The organism is Caballeronia sp. SEWSISQ10-4 2 (assembly GCF_030464885.1).
In the GTDB taxonomy this organism is placed as follows: domain Bacteria; phylum Pseudomonadota; class Gammaproteobacteria; order Burkholderiales; family Burkholderiaceae; genus Caballeronia.
In genome coordinates, this window is sequence record NZ_JALPRJ010000005.1 from 1 (window position 1) to 16,889 (window position 16,889).

At 59.4% G+C, this 16,889-nt stretch carries 19 protein-coding genes and 1 pseudogene; 18 read left to right on the forward strand and 2 right to left on the reverse strand.

From position 1 onward, the window contains the following. Positions 1 to 99: 99 nt before the first annotated feature. Positions 100 to 786 carry an IS6 family transposase gene (locus M0D69_RS04450; RefSeq protein WP_301781027.1) on the forward strand — a complete coding sequence of 229 codons (687 nt, stop codon included), beginning with the start codon at positions 100 to 102 and terminating at the stop codon, positions 784 to 786. 38 nt (positions 787 to 824) lie between these two features. Here the strand turns inward: M0D69_RS04450 and M0D69_RS04455 are convergent, their stop codons facing one another. Next, the gene (locus M0D69_RS04455) at positions 825 to 1,739 is read right to left on the reverse strand and encodes a LysR family transcriptional regulator (protein WP_301780865.1); all 915 of its coding nucleotides are present in this window, start codon (positions 1,737 to 1,739) and stop codon (positions 825 to 827) included. A gap of 103 nt (positions 1,740 to 1,842) precedes the next feature. Between M0D69_RS04455 and M0D69_RS04460 the strand changes: the two genes are divergently transcribed. The 7 genes and pseudogenes from M0D69_RS04460 (at position 1,843) to M0D69_RS04485 (ending at position 5,378) form a co-directional block, all read left to right on the forward strand. After that, the gene (locus tag M0D69_RS04460) at positions 1,843 to 2,661 is read left to right on the forward strand and encodes an oxidoreductase (protein WP_301780866.1); all 819 of its coding nucleotides are present in this window, start codon (positions 1,843 to 1,845) and stop codon (positions 2,659 to 2,661) included. Between the two features lie 109 nt (positions 2,662 to 2,770). Beyond that, entirely contained in the window at positions 2,771 to 3,106 is a 336-nt protein-coding gene (locus tag M0D69_RS04465) for a 4-oxalocrotonate tautomerase family protein (RefSeq protein WP_301780867.1), read from the forward strand. 57 nt (positions 3,107 to 3,163) lie between these two features. Next, positions 3,164 to 3,454, forward strand: coding sequence for a muconolactone Delta-isomerase family protein (locus M0D69_RS04470; protein WP_301780868.1), 291 nt, complete (start codon positions 3,164 to 3,166; stop codon positions 3,452 to 3,454). A gap of 75 nt (positions 3,455 to 3,529) precedes the next feature. Beyond that, entirely contained in the window at positions 3,530 to 4,309 is a 780-nt protein-coding gene (locus tag M0D69_RS04475) for an alpha/beta fold hydrolase (RefSeq protein WP_301780869.1), read from the forward strand. Between the two features lie 160 nt (positions 4,310 to 4,469). After that, positions 4,470 to 4,580, forward strand: a pseudogene (locus tag M0D69_RS43700) (aldehyde dehydrogenase family protein); the annotation flags it as partial. Positions 4,581 to 4,638: 58 nt separating this feature from the next. Beyond that, positions 4,639 to 4,803, forward strand: coding sequence for an aldehyde dehydrogenase family protein (locus tag M0D69_RS04480; protein WP_301780870.1), 165 nt, complete (start codon positions 4,639 to 4,641; stop codon positions 4,801 to 4,803). Positions 4,804 to 5,045: 242 nt separating this feature from the next. After that, positions 5,046 to 5,378, forward strand: coding sequence for a BON domain-containing protein (locus M0D69_RS04485; protein ID WP_301780871.1), 333 nt, complete (start codon positions 5,046 to 5,048; stop codon positions 5,376 to 5,378). A 235-nt stretch (positions 5,379 to 5,613) separates the two neighbouring features. Here the strand turns inward: M0D69_RS04485 and M0D69_RS04490 are convergent, their stop codons facing one another. Then, complete coding sequence (locus M0D69_RS04490) at positions 5,614 to 6,102, reverse strand: SRPBCC family protein (RefSeq protein ID WP_301780872.1); 489 nt, start codon at positions 6,100 to 6,102, stop codon at positions 5,614 to 5,616. A 715-nt stretch (positions 6,103 to 6,817) separates the two neighbouring features. On the opposite strand from M0D69_RS04490, the gene M0D69_RS04495 reads away from it, so the two are divergent. The 10 genes from M0D69_RS04495 (at position 6,818) to M0D69_RS04540 (ending at position 16,402) form a co-directional block, all read left to right on the forward strand. Beyond that, positions 6,818 to 7,801: an NADPH:quinone reductase gene (locus tag M0D69_RS04495; protein WP_301780873.1), complete on the forward strand. Its 984-nt coding sequence runs from the start codon at positions 6,818 to 6,820 to the stop codon at positions 7,799 to 7,801. 117 nt (positions 7,802 to 7,918) lie between these two features. Further along, on the forward strand, positions 7,919 to 8,872 hold the full coding sequence (locus M0D69_RS04500) for a DMT family transporter (protein WP_301780874.1): 954 nt from the start codon (positions 7,919 to 7,921) through the stop codon (positions 8,870 to 8,872). Between the two features lie 218 nt (positions 8,873 to 9,090). Next, entirely contained in the window at positions 9,091 to 9,903 is an 813-nt protein-coding gene (locus M0D69_RS04505) for an AraC family transcriptional regulator (RefSeq protein WP_301780875.1), read from the forward strand. A 378-nt stretch (positions 9,904 to 10,281) separates the two neighbouring features. After that, positions 10,282 to 10,914, forward strand: coding sequence for an alanyl-tRNA editing protein (locus M0D69_RS04510; protein WP_301780876.1), 633 nt, complete (start codon positions 10,282 to 10,284; stop codon positions 10,912 to 10,914). 66 nt (positions 10,915 to 10,980) lie between these two features. Continuing rightward, complete coding sequence (locus tag M0D69_RS04515; protein ID WP_301780877.1) at positions 10,981 to 11,460, forward strand: RidA family protein; 480 nt, start codon at positions 10,981 to 10,983, stop codon at positions 11,458 to 11,460. 59 nt (positions 11,461 to 11,519) lie between these two features. Further along, positions 11,520 to 12,506 carry a pyridoxal-phosphate dependent enzyme gene (locus tag M0D69_RS04520; protein ID WP_301780878.1) on the forward strand — a complete coding sequence of 329 codons (987 nt, stop codon included), beginning with the start codon at positions 11,520 to 11,522 and terminating at the stop codon, positions 12,504 to 12,506. Further along, on the forward strand, positions 12,503 to 13,285 hold the full coding sequence (dmpE, locus tag M0D69_RS04525) for a 2-oxopent-4-enoate hydratase (RefSeq protein ID WP_301780879.1): 783 nt from the start codon (positions 12,503 to 12,505) through the stop codon (positions 13,283 to 13,285). Before M0D69_RS04520 ends, dmpE begins: the two co-directional genes overlap by 4 nt. 15 nt (positions 13,286 to 13,300) lie before the next feature. Beyond that, positions 13,301 to 14,218 carry an acetaldehyde dehydrogenase (acetylating) gene (locus tag M0D69_RS04530; RefSeq protein WP_301780880.1) on the forward strand — a complete coding sequence of 306 codons (918 nt, stop codon included), beginning with the start codon at positions 13,301 to 13,303 and terminating at the stop codon, positions 14,216 to 14,218. A 14-nt stretch (positions 14,219 to 14,232) separates the two neighbouring features. After that, the gene (gene dmpG, locus M0D69_RS04535; protein ID WP_301780881.1) at positions 14,233 to 15,288 is read left to right on the forward strand and encodes a 4-hydroxy-2-oxovalerate aldolase; all 1,056 of its coding nucleotides are present in this window, start codon (positions 14,233 to 14,235) and stop codon (positions 15,286 to 15,288) included. 145 nt (positions 15,289 to 15,433) lie between these two features. Beyond that, positions 15,434 to 16,402, forward strand: a complete 969-nt coding sequence (locus tag M0D69_RS04540) for a pseudouridine-5'-phosphate glycosidase (RefSeq protein WP_367619687.1) — start codon at positions 15,434 to 15,436, stop codon at positions 16,400 to 16,402. The last annotated feature ends 487 nt before the right edge of the window (positions 16,403 to 16,889 follow it).

Genomic DNA, 16,889 nt, shown 5'->3' on the forward strand with positions numbered 1-16,889 from the left:
GCGGGGTTACTCGCCCCTTCCGCTTCGGAGGGTTTTTATTCTGAAGAAAAACGGCAAGACGAGGCCCCTCGGCATACCCACGGTCATCGCTTTCCGCCGGTGGTGATCAGTTGTGCCGTCCGCTGGTACTTTCGGTTTCAGTTGAGCCTGCGCGACATTGAAGAGTTGCTGTTCGAACGCGGCATCGTCGTGAGCTACGAAACCGTGCGCCGTTGGTGCGAAAAATTTGGCTCTGGGTTCGCGCATCGCGTCAAGTGCCCTCGGCGCAAACCGGGCAGTACTTGGCATCTCGATGAGATGTTCGTGAGGCTGCGCGGAGAACCTTATGTGATGTGGCGAGCCGTTGACGAACACTGCGCCGAACTCGATATCCTGCTGCAGAAGCGGCGGGACATGGCCGCCGCCAAACGATTCTTCAAGCGCGTGCTTCGTTCGTGCCCGGTGCCGCGCAAGATCGTCACCGACCAGCTGCGCAGTTATCCAGTCGCGAAATCCAGGATCCCCGCGCTGGCCACCGTCAAACACGTGTTCGTCGAAGCTGCAGCTCGCGTTAATAATCGTGCCGAGCATAGTCATCAACCTACGCGTGAACGTGAGCGGCGCTTACGCGGGTTTCGCAATCCAAAGCGCACCCAGGCGTTCCTCTCGAGCTTCGGACCAATCAGGCAGCACTTCGCGCTCAAGCGACATTTGTTGCGCGCTTCGTTCTACCGCAAACAGCTCGCTCAGCGTTTTGACGCGTGGCATCGCTTCACCGAGCCCGCCCGGGGTCCGTCTGCCTCCTGAGAAACACGGGTCTCCTGCAGTTTTACGCCGCCGATGGGTCAACGAGACAGCGCCTCGCGCAGCGCCGCCTCGGCCAGGAACTCCACGAAGTCCAAGACGAGACCGGAGCTTTCCTGCTCCCGCCAAAAGATATGCACGTTCAAATTCGGGAGCCCCTCGATCGGGACATAGATGATGCCATCGTGCCTCTCTCTCAACGCGTAATCGGCGCCGAGCATCAACCCGCCACTATCCTTGACGATGCGCAGACCGATCTGCGCTTGCGTGGTCTCGTAAACGAAGTTTGGCACAACCTTGGCGCGTTGAAAGCTCGCCAGAACAGCATCGTAGAGCGGCTCGTTAACATTGCGGGAAAAGATTATCAAGTTTTCGTCTACGAGATCTGCCAGATGAATAACCTTGACCTGTGCCAGCCGGTGAATGCGCGGCGCGGCCAATAGCCATCGCCCCTCGAGGACAAACCGGGTCGAAACCTTCGCCGTCTGATCTTCATTCGCCAACAGCACGCCCATGCCAATGTCAATCTGGTGGGTGATCAGGGCCTTGACTTGCTGCGTTGATACCATCTCCTTGCGGCTGATCTTGACGTTGGGATAGAGCTTCTGCAGTTCCGTCAACGCCGGCACGATAAAGGGCAGATCGGTGTATTCGACCATAGCGATCGCGATCCGCTGTTCGTTTTGAAACGCGGTGCGGCGCGTGACCTCCACCATCGTTTCCATCTGGGCCAAGACCTCGATCGCCTGCGCCTGAAAGACCTCGCCTGCGGCCGTCAGTACGACGCCTCTTCGATCACGGATCAGAAGCTGCACACCCAGAATGGCTTCCAACGCTGCGATCTGTTGGCTCAACGCTGGCTGCGTCACCGCGAGCTTTGCTGCCGCGCGTCCGAAATGCAATTCGTCGGCGACGCCGACAAAATAGCGCAGGTGCTTGAAGTCGATCGGGCTCATAAGTTTCTCTAATCACAGAGCCGGTGATAGTCGATTGGACGGTGAGCGTGGGCAATCGTATTCTGTTTGCACGAGATGAACAACACTGCTGAGGAGCTAAATCGTGTCCAATTGGTTGGTAACTGGAATTTCCCGGGGCTTCGGAAAGCAATTGTCGGAAGAACTTCTGAAGAATGGACACCGTGTCGCTGGCACGACACGCAACGGCCTCAGCGATCTTCGTCACGCAAATCTGACCGTATTCAAGCTCGACGTGACGAACCCGGAAGATGTGCACGCAGCCGTCCTCGATATCATCGAGACCGTCGGGCCAATCGATGTAGTAGTCAACAATGCCGGCTTCGGCATGGTCGGCGCGGTCGAGGAGGTCTCACCGGATGAAGCGCGACATGTGTTCGCGACGAACGTGTTTGGAACGCTGAACGTCATTCAAGCGGTTCTACCCTCCCTCAGAGAAAAGCGTTCCGGCCTCGTCATCAACTTCTCATCGGTTGGCGGCATGGCGGGTTCGGCCGGGTTCGGGATCTACAACGCGACCAAATTTGCCGTCGAAGGCATGTCCGAAGCGCTTGCTCTGGAGGTGAACCCTTTCGGCATTCGCGTGATGATCGTCGAGCCCGGCTACTTCCGCACCGAATTCCTGTCGTCGCAATCCATGTCCAAAGCCGAGCGCGTGATCGAGGACTACGCGCCGACCGCCGGCGTGACACGCGCGAACGTCGGAAGCCGCGATGGTAGCCAGCCCGGCGATCCGGCGAAGGCTGTGCAGGTGATCATCGCGGCGGCGGAATCCGAGTTCCCGCCATTGCGGCTGCCGCTGGGCGCCGATGCCTTTGCCAGGATTGATGAAAAGATCGCGAAAGTGCAATCCGACATGGCGGCGTGGCGCGAGCGGGCCACCGCAACCGCGTTCGAACCCTGAGGCTTTCCTGCCTTCTACCGCTTGAGAGCCGACATGCGTAGTCATCGTTGCAGGCGCAATCCCGCTCCTGCAACGCCCCGCTGCGCTCCAAATTCCCAAAAAGAAAAACATGCCCTTCGTAAATGTGAAACTGGTCGATGGCGTCTTCACCAGCACCCAGAAACATGCACTGGCAAAGGCCCTAACGGACGTCATGGTCAAGTTCGAGGGCTCCGAGGCGTTTCGCCAGGTGACCTGGGTCTTGATCGAGGAACTTCACACCGACGGCTGGCACATCGGCGGAGAGCCGTTCGTCGGACCGCCGTCCCTGATGGGCACGCTGGGTCGGTCCAAGGACGTCTTCGAAATGATTGATGGGACGCCGATGTCCAGAGACGAGTTCGCCACCGTCCTGCCGCCCGTTGATGCCTCCGAGCAGGCGTCCAAGCTCCACGCCCAGAAGTAGAGTCGGTCACGTTCGAATCTAGACTTGCCTTCGAGGCAACACACCAGGAGCAATCAAATGCAATACATCGTGATAACCCGCCGGCGCAGCGAAAAATTCCCGGACTCCGACTACACCCCCGAGAGACTCGCAGCCGAAACCGCCGCCGTTCGCAAGCTCTATGGCGACGGCATCGTGCGCCACATTTGGCACCGTGGCGACGTGGGGGGTGCATGCCTCCTGCTCGAAGTCGAATCCGAAGACGGCGTGAAATCTGCCCTGGACAGGCTGCCATTGTTTGTTTTGGGCATGCAAGAAGCGGTCTCCATTGTGCCACTGGCGCCCTACCGCGGCTTCGCGACCGAATAGCGCCTCTTCGGGCACCTGAACGCGATGATCCCGCTCGCTGCCGAAGACATCGAACATCGAAGGAACGACAGGCTCATGCCCCAGATCGACAGACGCACCTTTACCATCGCAATCGCCGCAATAGCGGCGGCAAATCTCCTCCCGGCCGCGGCCCGATCGGCGACCGTGCCCATCGCCAAAAACGTGGTCATGGTACATGGGCTGTTCGCCGACGGGTCATGCTGGTCAGAGGTAATCGCACGATTGCAGGCCGCGGGCCTCAACGCTACAGCCGTGCAGAACCCTTTGACGACGCTGCCGGAAGCGGTCGCCTCGGCACAGCGGGTGCTCGCCCGGCAGGACGGCCCCACGGTCCTGGTTGGCCATTCCTTCTCAGGGATGATCGTCACCGAGGCCGGCATGCATCCGAACGTCTCTGCTCTTGTCTATGTGGCGGCGCGAGCACCCGATGCGGGCGAAGATTATACGGCGTTGGCCAAGACGTTCCCGACGCCGCCCGCCTCGGCGGGAATCGTCTTCGATGGCGACGAAGGACGCCTAAGTGAAGTTGCGTTCTTACGTGATTTCGCGGGCGACCTGCCGGAAGCGAAGGCAAAGGTGCTCTATGCGGTACAGGAGCCGTTCCACAGGGAGCTGCTCACGGGCAAGACCACGCAGGCGGCCTGGCGGTCGAAGCCGAGCTTTTATGCCGTCTCGACGGAAGATCGAACGATCAACCCCGATCTCGAACGCTTCATGGCTAAGCGCATGGGCGCCAAAACAATCGAAGTGAAGGCCAGCCATCTCTCGCTGATCTCCCATCCGCAGGAAATTGCGGAGCTCATCATCGCCGCTGCGGGACAACCCGTGAAGTAGCAACGTATAGGCGGGCGCGGTCCACTTAAGAGGAAGCCCGCCACATTCCCCATGTCTCGACGGTCCTTCATCAACGGCAACGCGGCCCCAGGCTGTCGGTGAGGCTGTCGGCCTGGGTTTCGACAATCACAAAGAATAATGCTCATGTCCACCGGAGAATGTGCGTCTCGGGCGAGATGAGATTTTTGGGCCTGTCGTACCGATCTCGCGCACCAAGGATGAATCGGATGCGTTGCGTATGGCGAACGATACCGAATACGGTCTGTCGAGCGCCGTCTTGACACGCAACATCGATCGCGGCGTGCGGTTCGCACATCAGGTCGAGGCCGGTGACCCACGTCAACGACCTTCCAGCGGTGGATCTCGCAAACATGCCGTTTGGCGGCGAGAAGAACTCCGGTCTCGGCCGGTTTGGCGCCAATGGAATGTTCAAGGACTTCACGACCGAGCACTGGATCTCGGTGCAACACGGCACGCGTCAGTTTCCTTTCTGACCACGGCCATTTTCGAAAAACGTTACCGCTAGTCAACAGGTCCTAGCCTTGCCAGTTCAGAAGCGGATCGCCGGCGAGGCGCCGAAACGATGGCGAAACTTGAGATGCAAGTTGGGTGACTCGGGGCCGCTTAAAGAGAGCCCGCGAGGTCCGCCAGTAAATGATAGTTGGGGAACGCGTTCGATGCCTGTACCGCTAGGTACAAGTAAGGAACATTATTTATTAACATAGGACAGTAAAAAATGAAGCTCATTAAATCGATCATCATCGCCGCGGCACTCGCTACAACGCTCGGAACCACTTACGCACAGGACGTGTCGAAGGCGAGCACGTCGAGCTCGAAAAAGGCTGCTCGCGCCCAGAATCGTCAGCTCGAGAACTCCGTCAGAAAGGCGCTCGATAAGGAAAAACTGGATGCGTCGGACATCAGGCTTAAAGTGAAAAACGGAGATGTCGCGCTTGAAGGAACAGTTCAGCGAGCCGAGGAAATTCAAGTCGCGGGTAACGTCGCGAAGAGTGTAAAGGGCGTTGAGAATGTTCAAAACGATTTGACGCTTCGAACTGAAGGGCATTAATTTCCGACGTACGAATGCAAGGGCGACGCGTTAGTGGGAATGCCCTGGGCGTTTGGGTATGCGGCTTAACAAATTTGATAGCATTGTCAAGGGCTCTGATAATCATATAGCCGGCCTCCTGTGCGTCAAGTCGCTGTCCGCACTCCGACTCTACGCCAGCCGTTCTACTGGGACGGAGGCAGGCCGGCTATATGATTATCAGAGCCAGAGCGCTCAATCCATTGCCGCGCTGGCTTCATCCATGCTCGATGCCAAGCAGCCGCGCGTCCAGCCGCCGCGCTAGCGCCGCGCCGCCTTCGCGCATCACTGCATCGTGGTTCCATTGGAAAACCGGTCGCAACAACGGCGCCAATGCATTCATCCATGCGCGGTTCGTGTGTACGCACCAGTCATAGCGGACCACCGTAACGTTGCGTCCGTCGGTCGAAAAGCTCCACCGGCCGGCGCCTTCGACGTCGCCACTGGCTTCCCCCTCCAGCGCGACCAGCGGGTCGACGCGCGTCACCCGCATATCGAACACGAGGCGATAGGGCAACCAGCCTTTCCACGTGTAGCGTTGTACGATGCCCACGCCCTGATCGGAGCCCGCCTCCAGCTGGTCTACGCGCTCGACGTTATTCCACCACTCGGGCCAGCGCGCCGAATCCTGAATTGCCGCCCAAACTTCCTGCACTGGCGCATCGATGCGCCAAATGGTGGAAAAGCGGTATTCGACCGTCCGCAAGCTGCCTCCATTCTTAGTATTCTTCTGGCGATTTTGTCAGATGCTCACTGCACTTGCCATCACCGGCGAAACAGCACCGCGCTACCATCCTCGATATCTCGTCGAGCCATCTGCAGCAAAAGTAGGACAGCTAGAGGCGGCCGGCCAGTGCGCGAGAGCCGACGACCGAGAGCTTCACCTCAGCCAAATCCGGTCGACTGCTCCCTGACGCGACCGCCTCATGTAGACCCGTTCCGGACCTTCGACCCATCACGACGAATGACTGCTCGCCGAGCGTTTTGAGACGTCCGTTTTCAACGGCAATAGCGTAACTCGCCCCAGAAGGTATGTCGCCGCAGTTCCGCGAGCACAGTACCGCAAGGCGTTCGGGTTGTTCAAATTTCGCTGTAACCGAACTCCATAGACGTTGTTGGGAAGCACGAATGGAGCGAGACGCCGAGTTTTTTAATCGGCCAGGTTTGCCCGAACAAACTATCCAATGGGTAACCGTTCTCGGCAGGCATCCAGCGACCGTGGTAAGGGTGTTACGTCTGGCCCGGCGGCGGCTGGTAGTTTGTATCGTCAATTTTTTACAAGCGCGCTCAGATGCGAAGGATCACAGTATTGGTAGCGTTGCGCTGAAAAGCTCGACTGGGACTCGTCGGCCGGGACTCGTCGGCTGAGGCACGTCGGTTTGCGAGCGCTCTTCACTAAACCAGTTTGGAGGTTGAAAGATATGAAGGCCGCGCACTATTCCTCAAAAGGCCCCGCTCGAGACGTTCTCGTCGTTGGCGAGCAGCGTGATCCGGCCCCTCAAGTGGGCGAAGTCCTGGTGCGCATCGCACACTCGGGCGTGAATCCTTCAGACGTCAAATCGCGGTCGGGCGTCACAAGCTCCGCAATGGAGTTTCCGTGCGTTATTCCTCACAGCGATGGCGCTGGCGTCGTCGAGGCAGTTGGGGAAGGCGTTTCGAAACAGTGGAGCGGACAGCGAGTCTGGACGATCAACGGCCAGTGGCAGCGACCGTTCGGTACAGCGGCCGAACTGATCGCCTTGCCCGAAAGCCAGGTCGCGCGTCTCCCTGACAGTATGTCGACCGAGACGGGCGCCTCACTTGGGATTCCGCTTTTGACGGCCTGGTACGCGGTGCATGCTTGCGGAGGACTTCTCGGCAAGACGGTTCTTGTCTACGGTGCCACCGGCGCGGTAGGTGGCTACGCGACGCAACTGGCCGCGCTCTCGGGCGCAAGAGTCATTGGCGTGGCGGGCAGTCGGGAGAAGTGCCAACTCGCTTCCCGCCTTGGTGCCGAGTGGGTCATCAATCGCAACGAGCAGGATGTGGCTGCTTCGGTACGTGAGATCACAGACGGCCAAGGTGTAGACGCCATCATTGAAGTCGACGCAGCAGCAAATGCCGGCAAATATGGAGAACTGTTGAAGTTCGGCGGCGACGTGATCATCTATGGTTCGGGGGCCGGATCGATCGAGGTCCCCTTTAGGCCGATGATCGTTAGTTTCGCGAATCTGCGATTCTTTATCGTCTACAACTTGCCCATCCCGGTGAGGAAGGCTGCCATCGATGTGCTCACCCCTCTGTTGGAACGAGGGGCGCTGCAACATCCTCAGGTCGAAATTTTTCCTCTGTCGGAAATCGCGAAGGCCCACGAACGCGTCGAGTCTGGTGCGAACGCAAAGATCATCGTCGATACGCGCGGATAGGGGTTCGCAATCCTCAAACTTCAGCGCACTCCTTTCACCGCCCAAAAAGAATCCCGGGACCATGCCACGCGATTTCGTTCAGATTGACGCCCTCACCGGTCAGCCACGAAAATGAAGATGCCCGCCAAAACCACAGGCTCGCTGCGTGCCGGGGACTTGCTGCTGCTTTTGCCGCCACCCTTGTTCTGGGCCGGCAATTTTATTGTCGGCCGGGCGATGCACAACCATGTTCCGCCTACGGCGCTGTCGCTCTGGCGCTGGGTGATTGCACTCTTCTTCATGCTTCCCTTTGCCTTACGGCCGATGCGCCGCGACTTGCTCAAGTACTGGAAATATCGCTGGCGCGTGCTAGGCGTGTCGCTGGCTGGTGTCGTGTCCTTCAATTCCCTTGTCTATCTCGGGTTGCAGTCGACCACGGCATCGAACGCTCTGCTGATGAACTCATTCATCCCTATCCTGATCGTGCTGCTAGCTGCAATCTTCTATAGACAGCGGCTGCATGTTGCGCAGGTGCTTGGACTCACGTTGTCGTTTGCCGGAGTCCTCATCATCGTCATGCACGGAGATTGGTCCGGCCTGGCATCGATGTCTTTTTCCCACGGCGATCTCCTGATATTTTGCGCGATGGTGTCCTGGGCTTTCTACACTCTGTGGTTGCGCGGCTTTCCCGCAGACATCGACCGCATCGGCCTGATGGGTGCCCAGATCGTGCTAGCGCTCGTGGTGTTGGTGCCGCTGTGGCTGTGTGAGCGTGCATCCGGCGTCGCACCTACGTGGAATATCCAGTCGATCGGTGCGTTGGCCTATCTTGGCATCTTCCCGTCCGTCGTCGCCTATCTTCTCTACAACATCGGAGTGGTACGCGTCGGGGCAACACGAGCCGGCCTCTCGATCCATCTGATCCCGCTCTTCGGAGTCATGCTTGCCGTGCTGTTCCTGCATGAGGCGGTTCACCGCTATCAGGTTCTAGGCATGGTGGCGATTGTGGCCGGTGTTGCATGCGCCGCGAGAAATCGAAGTGAGATCAAGCGTCCCGGACCTTGGTCTACCAAACCTCTTACCCCGTCCTGAACTTTCAGACTTGACAGAACTCCGCGCAAAAGCGCGCCCCCGCTACGGGCATACGCTCACCGCATCATTGCGCTCGCCCAGGCCGGATGCGGGGCCCGAAACGTCGTTTTGTCTATAATAGGCACGATATTGTGAATGGTTCGGAGAACACAGAGCAAGTTGCGCCTTGGGACGGCAGTTCGCTCCAACGTGAAAGGAAAGCCCTGCAGGAGGCCCTGATGAAGGATCGCGTCGAGTACAAACGCAGCAACGAGATTCCGGGTCTCGTGCTTAGCGAGGCGCGCTTTTCTGATTTCCGCTTCGAGCGTCACTACCATCTGGACTACCATGTCGCGCTGGTGACCGAGGGTGTCCAGCGACAGGGATTCCATGGCGAAACGCTGCTGCTCACGCCGGGCAGCGTCCAGTTGATGCCACCCGGTGAGGTGCATGACGGCATCAGCGCCGGGGACGAGTCTTACACACTCAAGACGTTTCGCCTCTCACCTCAGTTACTGAACGGACTCGGAGAGGAAATCTCGGGGCAGGATCGTTTCCCTGCACTGGGCGGTGCGGTCCTTCAGGATTCGTCGCTTGCCGGTCATCTGTCCCGATTGCACGATGCACTGCGGGCGGCTCCGCCAGGGTCCGAGCCCATGGAAGTACAGTCCGAATGGCTGACCTTACTTGACCGCCTGTTCGTCCAGACGCGTATGGTCAAACCGCAGTTTGTCAAAGGCACACTCACATCGGTGCAGTGGCAGCGAGTCAGGGAGTATTGCGACGTCCACCTGGCCGAAAAAATCACCCTCGAAGAGCTTGCGGCCCTTTGCAACCTCGAGCGCTTCCATTTCCTCAAGCTTTTCAAGCGGACAGCCGGCATGACTCCACACGCCTGGGTCATACGGCTGAGGCTGGAGCGCGCGTGCTCCTTGCTGAGTCACACCGACCGCTGTCTGACGCAGGTGGCTCAGGAAGTTGGCTTCTACGATCAGAGCCACTTCAATCGGGCGTTCCGGCAAGCCTTTGGTGTATCCCCGTCGAAGTATTGACATTCCAGATCGCAGCAGGCCACTTGGCCAAAGCGTTGCGCCCTCCAGCACTCTCCTAGCACTCCCCCAGCAGTCAGACGAAGCTGCATTAAGGCGGCATTAGCGTCACACAGCCATATCCCAGGCAGCTGGACCATGTGCGGCATCTTATCCGCGCCGAGCGCCCTGCCGACGATTGAACCCCGCAAGCGCAAACCCTCAATTTTTTACAAGCGGGACGGGCGACCGTCCTTTAACTTGCAGTCATGCGGGAAGTGAGTTGTCTTTCCGCGATTGTCGCGCTGCACGAGTCACCTTTTGCCAACAAGCCGCGACTCACGTCAAGTGGGTTTTGACGAAGCTGGACCGCGATGAAGCATATACATTAAGGAATACGAAATGACGCAACGCACCTACTACAACAGCGACGAACTGACGATGCGCACGCAGGTGCTCGACTGCTCGCCCATCGACGACGGCAAGTTCCGTGTGACGCTGGCCGAGACCTTGTTCCACCCGCAAGGCGGAGGACAGCTCTCCGATCAGGGAAGTATTGCCGGCGTGAAGGTCGGGCGCGTGATGCAGGAGGGTAACAAGGTTATTCACATCGCCGAACGGGAAGTCGCCGTCGGCGATGCGCTGATTGAAGTATCGCCCGAGATCCGCATGCTGCACGCACGACTCCACTCTGCCGGTCACCTGATTTCCGGCGTCGTGGAGCAGATGGGCTGGTACGCGAGCAAAGGTCACCACTGGCCCGGTGAGGGACGGGTGGTTTTCGAGCCACGCGGTAACCCACAGCCGCTGACCGCCGAGGGCGTAGAGCAGACAGTAAACCAGCTCACCGCAGATGACGTGCCGCGCCATCTGGCCGAAAAGGATGGCATGAGGTCTGTGTGCTTCGGTGACCTGCCGATGCATAGCTGTGGCGGCACTCACGTCAAGTCCGCTGGACAGGTCGGCCGTATAAGGGTCCTGAAGCTCAAAGAGAAGAAAGGACAGCTCTCGATCCAGTACGACCTCGAATCCTGATTTTCCGATTTCACTCGTGCCGCTTGCCTCGGGCATCGGCACCTATTTCATCCATAAGGAGATTTCATGAACCGCGCTGAACTGGATGCCCGTCTCGCAGAACTTGGCATTGAACTGCAACCGCCGAAGGCGGCGATCGCCAACTACGTACCCACCGTTCTGGCAGGTGGCTTTTTGCACATTTCTGGACAAGTCGCCTTCAAGGACGGCAAGCCGTTTGCGCTCGGCCAGGTCGGCAAAGAAGTGAGTATCGAGCAGGCGAGAGAAGCCGCGCGGATGAGCGGCATGGCGATTTTGTCGCAACTTCGTTCGCAACTTCGTTCGCAACTGACGGACGACCTGAGCGTGATCCGCGTCTGCTCCGTGACAGGCTACGTGCACGCAGCCACGGAATTTACGGAGCACCCGGAAGTTATCAACGGTGCATCGGAGGTCCTCGTTGAAGTCCTGGGAGATAAGGGACGGCACAGCCGCGCCGCAGTAGGGGTATCGAGCCTGCCGTTTCGTTGCCCGGTCGAGGTCTCCGCTGTCATCCAGCTTGGCTAACGACAACGGATCAGTATTGCGCAAAGGCGACCAACGCCTTTTACGGATGAAGTCCTGCTATGACACTGCATATCGAAACACCGCTAATCAAGTCCCGAGCTCTTTCACTCAAGACGTGCAGAACAGTTCTCCTGAAGCTTGAAGGGTTGCAACCGAGCGGCTCATTCAAGCTGCGAGGCGTTGGCTTCGCCTGCGAAGAACATAAGCGCCGGGGTGCGCGTCGCTTCGTCACAGCGTCAGGAGGTAACGCGGGGTATGCGGTGGCCTACGCGGGCCGGGAGCTGGGCATTCCGGTGACGGTCGTCGTGCCGCAGACGACATCTGAGCGAGCCCGTGCCCTCATTCGTGGCGAAGAAGCAGAGGTCGTGGTTCATGGGGCGTCGTTCATTGAATCCAACGACCATGCACTTTCGATTCTGGGGGACGGCGACGCGTACCTCCACGCGTTCGACGACCCTCTGTTGTGGGAAGGCCACGCGACGATGGTTGAGGAGATCGCCCGGCAAACCGAACGCCCTGACCTGCTTGTTTGCTCGGTCGGCGGTGGCGGTCTGCTCGCAGGCGTCATTGAAGGACTGCGGCGAGTCGGCTGGAGCGATATCCCGGTGTTGGCAGTGGAGACCGACGGTGCTAGCTCCTATAACGAGGCGCTCAAGGCTGGCGCGCCGGTCGCTCTTCCGAAAATCCAATCCGTGGCTACGTCGCTTGGTGCCAACAAGGTAGCCGCACGCATCGTGGCGCTCGCCAGGGAGCATCAGATCCGGAACTGCCTGGTGACTGACGCTGAAGCAATTCAAGGCAGCGTGACCCTGCTCGAAGAGCATCGCCTTCTGACCGAACCGGCCTGCGGTGCATCGGTGGCGGCACTCGCCCGGGTTCCCGAGTATTTCCCGGACGCGCAGCGCATCGTCGTCATTGCCTGCGGTGGTGTAGGCACAACCAGCCAGCAGTTGCTGGAGTGGTCCGATTTTTACCGGCTGGAGGGCGACCCGCTCGCCGCCAGTCATTCCGATGAAGTGAACTCGCCCGAGAGTCAGCAACCATGAACGACGTTCTTATCAGTTCGCTTGGCGACGAGCTGTACGCGGCAGTAAAAGACTGTCGCGTGCTCGACCCGCTCACCAGTCGCCACACCGATCTGACAATCGATGACGCGTACCGCATCCAGCAACGCCTGAACGCCCGCCGCATCGAAGCGGGGGAACGCATCATCGGCAAGAAGATCGGTGTGACGTCGCAGGTCGTGATGGACATACTCGGGGTCTATCAGCCCGATTTCGGCATGCTCACCGACGCTATGCTTTACGAGGAAGGCGACGCGATTCCGGCCGCCTCCCTGATCCAGCCCAAGGCAGAGGGAGAAATTGCCTTTGTGCTCAAGCACGATCTGCAGGGACCAGGCGTTACTGCCGCGGACGTTCTCGCCGCAACTGGAGGCGTGATGGCCTGCTTTGAGATCGTCGACTCGCGCATCCGGGACTGGAAAATCCGCATCGAAGACACGGTGGCCGACAACGCATCGTGCGGCGTGTTCGTGCTCGGCAAACACGTTGTGGATCCGCGCGAGGTCGACCTGGTCGGATGCGCGATGAAACTGGAGAAGAACGGCGAGGTGGTGACCACCGGCTCAGGTGCTGCTGCGCTTGGGAACCCGCTCGAAGCGGTTGCGTGGCTGGCCAACACGTTGGGCCAACTGAACGAGTCATTGAAGGCAGGTGAAGTGGTGCTGTCCGGCTCATTGGCGGCGATGGTTCCAGTCGCAGCCGGCGACAGCCTCAATGTTTCTATTGACGGCATCGGCAACTGCTCGGTGCGATTCGTTTGATCCAAAGGAGGAGACATGGCAAATAACAAGGTGAAGTGCGCATTGATCGGACCGGGCAACATCGGCACGGACCTGTTGGCAAAGCTGCAACGCAGCGAGGTGCTGGAACCAGTGTGGATGGTGGGTATCGACCCCGAGTCTGATGGCCTGAAAAAGGCACGAGCGTTGGGACTGAAAACCACTTCGGAAGGCGTAGACGGCTTGCTGCCCCATGTGAAAGCCGACGGCATCCAGATCGCATTCGACGCGACAAGTGCGTACGTGCACGCGGAGAACTCGCGCAAGCTCAATGAACTGGGTGTGATGATGATTGATCTCACGCCAGCGGCCATTGGCCCGTACTGCGTGCCGCCCGTCAATCTGAACTTGCAAGTCGGCAAAGGCGCGATGAACGTCAACATGGTGACTTGCGGCGGCCAGGCAACGATCCCCATGGTGCACGCGGTGTCGCGTGTGCAGCCCGTTCGGTACGCCGAAATCGTCGCAACGGTGTCGAGTCGATCGGCCGGCCCGGGAACGCGCAAGAACATCGACGAATTCACACGTACGACAGCCGCCGCAATCTCGATGGTCGGAGGAGCCAAGGAAGGTAAGGCGATCATCATCATCAACCCCGCCGATCCACCACTCATGATGCGCGACACCGTGCATTGCCTGGTAGAGGGCACGCCGAATGCTGCCGCGATCGAGAAGTCGGTACACGAAATGATCGAACAGGTACGCAAGTACCTGCCCGGCTACAGGCTCGTCAATGGCCCAGTGTTCGACGGTGATCGGGTCTCGATCTACCTGGAGGTCGAAGGCCTGGGCGACTACCTGCCCAAGTATGCCGGCAACCTTGACATCATGACGGCCGCCGCCGCGCGCACCGCCGAGATGTTCGCCGAAGAAATCCTGAGCGGCTCGCTCAAGCTCGAACCCGTCGCTCACTAAGCGAGGAATCAGACATGAACGTCAAAGGCAAGAAGATAGTCGTGCATGACATGACGCTGCGCGACGGAATGCATCCAAAACGTCACCAGATGACGCTGGACCAGATGAAGGTGATTGCACAGGGTCTGGACGAAGCGGGCGTGCCGCTGATCGAAGTTACGCACGGCGATGGACTGGGCGGCAACTCCGTGAACTACGGCTTTCCCGCTCACACGGACGAGGAATACCTCTCCGCCGTCATCCCCCTCATGAAGCAGGCGCGCGTCTCGGCGCTGCTGATTCCGGGCATTGGCACGGTGGACCATCTGAAAATGGCGCACGAGCTTGGCGTGAACACGATCCGAGTGGCCACACACTGCACGGAAGCCGACGTCTCGGAACAGCACATCACGCTCGCGCGCAAGCTAGATATGGATGCCGTCGGCTTTCTGATGATGGCGCACATGAATACGCCCGAAGGTCTCGTGAAGCAGGCCAGGCTGATGGAAAGCTACGGTGCGAACTGTGTCTACGTAACTGACTCCGCCGGGTACATGCTTCCCGAGGACGTAAGAGCCCGTCTTTCCGCTGTACGTGCGGCGCTGAAACCTGCGACCGAACTCGGCTTTCATGGTCACCATAACCTTGCAATGGGTGTAGCGAACTCCATCGCTGCCATCGAGGTTGGCGCGACCTGTGTCGATGCAGCCGCCGCGGGTTTGGGCGCCGGTGCCGGTAACACGCCGATGGAAGTGCTCGTCGCGGTGTGTGATCGCATGGGTATTCAGACGGGCGTCGATGTCTGGAAGATTCAGGACGTGGCCGAGGACCTGGTCGTGCCTATTATGGATTTTCCCATCCGCGTTGATCGCGATGCGCTCACGCTCGGTTACGCCGGCGTGTACGGTTCCTTCCTCCTTTTTGCAAAACGCGCAGGACAAAAGTATGGCGTGCCGGCTCGTGACATCCTGGTCGAATTGGGGCGCCGTGGCATGGTGGGCGGCCAGGAGGACATGATCGAGGACACGGCTCTCACCCTGGCCAAGGCGCGAAATCTGGAACCGGCCGCTGCGGACCCGCGTGCGGCGTAAATTCCGCTTCGAGGGCGACCGCGCGCTTCACTGCGCGCGCGTTTCTCTCAGTGGGTAGACACGGTATTTGACAGACGTGCGGCCCGCGGCAGCATGTCGCTTCGTTGGGCTTGGAGGGAGAGATTCGATGTGTTTGAGTGGATTTTTGGATATCCATCCGGAAGTCGCTGCGGCATTGGGCGCAGGGCGACCGGTTGTGGCACTGGAGTCGTCGATCATCTCGCATGGTTCATCCTGGCCAGGGAACGCCGAAACAGCGCTTGGGCTCGAAGCCGAAGTCCGCGCCCACGGCGCGATACCTGCCACCTGCGCGATTCTGGACGGCCGTATCAAGGTCGGGCTGACGCGTGGCGAGATTGAGCAACTCGGTCGCGGCGGCCACGATGTGGCCAAGGTCAGCCGACGCGATATTCCGATTCTTGTTGCGTGTGGCGGCGATGGCGCGACGACGATCTCGGCGACGATGATCATCGCAGACCTGGTGAAGATTCGTGTGTTTGCCGCCGGCGGTCTCGGCGGCGTGCATCGGGGCGCACAGGAGACCTTCGACATCTCGGCTGATCTGCAGGAACTCGCCCGCACACCGGTGGCATTGGTGTGCGCCGGCATCAAGTCGATCCTCGACATCCAGTTGACCCTGGAATACCTGGAGACGCACGGCGTACCGGTGATCGGCTACGGCACCGAGAGTCTTCCCGGATTCTTTACTCGCGATAGCGAGTTCGGTGTCGATGTGCGCCTCGACGATCCTCGCCGGATAGCTCGTGTCATGACAGCCAACTGGGCGCTAGGACTGAACAACGGCCTCGTGGTTGCCAATCCGATTCCCCAGCCATTCGCGTTGCCACGTGAGGTCATCGATCTTGCGATTGAGCAGGCACTGGCGGAAGCGGATGCCGAAGGTATAACCGGCAAGGGCGTGACACCGTTCCTTATTTCCCGTGTGAATGCATTGACCGGCGGGGCAAGCGCGGGAGGCAGTGTTCAGATCGGTCTCAGCAACGCCAGGCTGGCGGCCGCGATAGCGGTCGCTTATGCGTCGCTTTCGAGCGGTGCCGACCCAGACATGGCCGACGCGTGCCCTAAGCGCACGGTAGCCGGCCTTGACTTGTAACCGTCGGTTGGCCGGCTGGGACAGCGTTCCCTTGCGATACGCGAGCGCGTCAAGCGGGCCGAAATCCGAATGCCACAGCCGCGCTTTGTCGCTTGCCGCCATGGGGCCGTCGAACATCACGTGGTGCTCGATGCCGGGTTCTGTTCCCAGTCCCGACCATTCCAGGGCCGCATCGCGGATCCGCCGTCGTTCCTGCGGCGCGTCCGCGTCTATGGCGTCGAATGAAGCCCCTTGCGAATAGGCTGGTCACGCGAATCTCCGGCGCCAAATCAAGCCTCAAAAAAACGCTCGTAAAACCACCCGGTCCGCTTCCCTGCTAGTCAAGTTGGATTCGAGCGCCATGCCAACGTCCTCGCGCGCTGCGATTCCCTCAAGCTAAATCGCCTTGATGCCAACGGCCATCCGGCAAATGGAAGATCATCAATCACCATTCGTCGGCCATGCCTGAGGCGACAAACTGATCCTTTCGCAGAAGTTCAAGCGACGC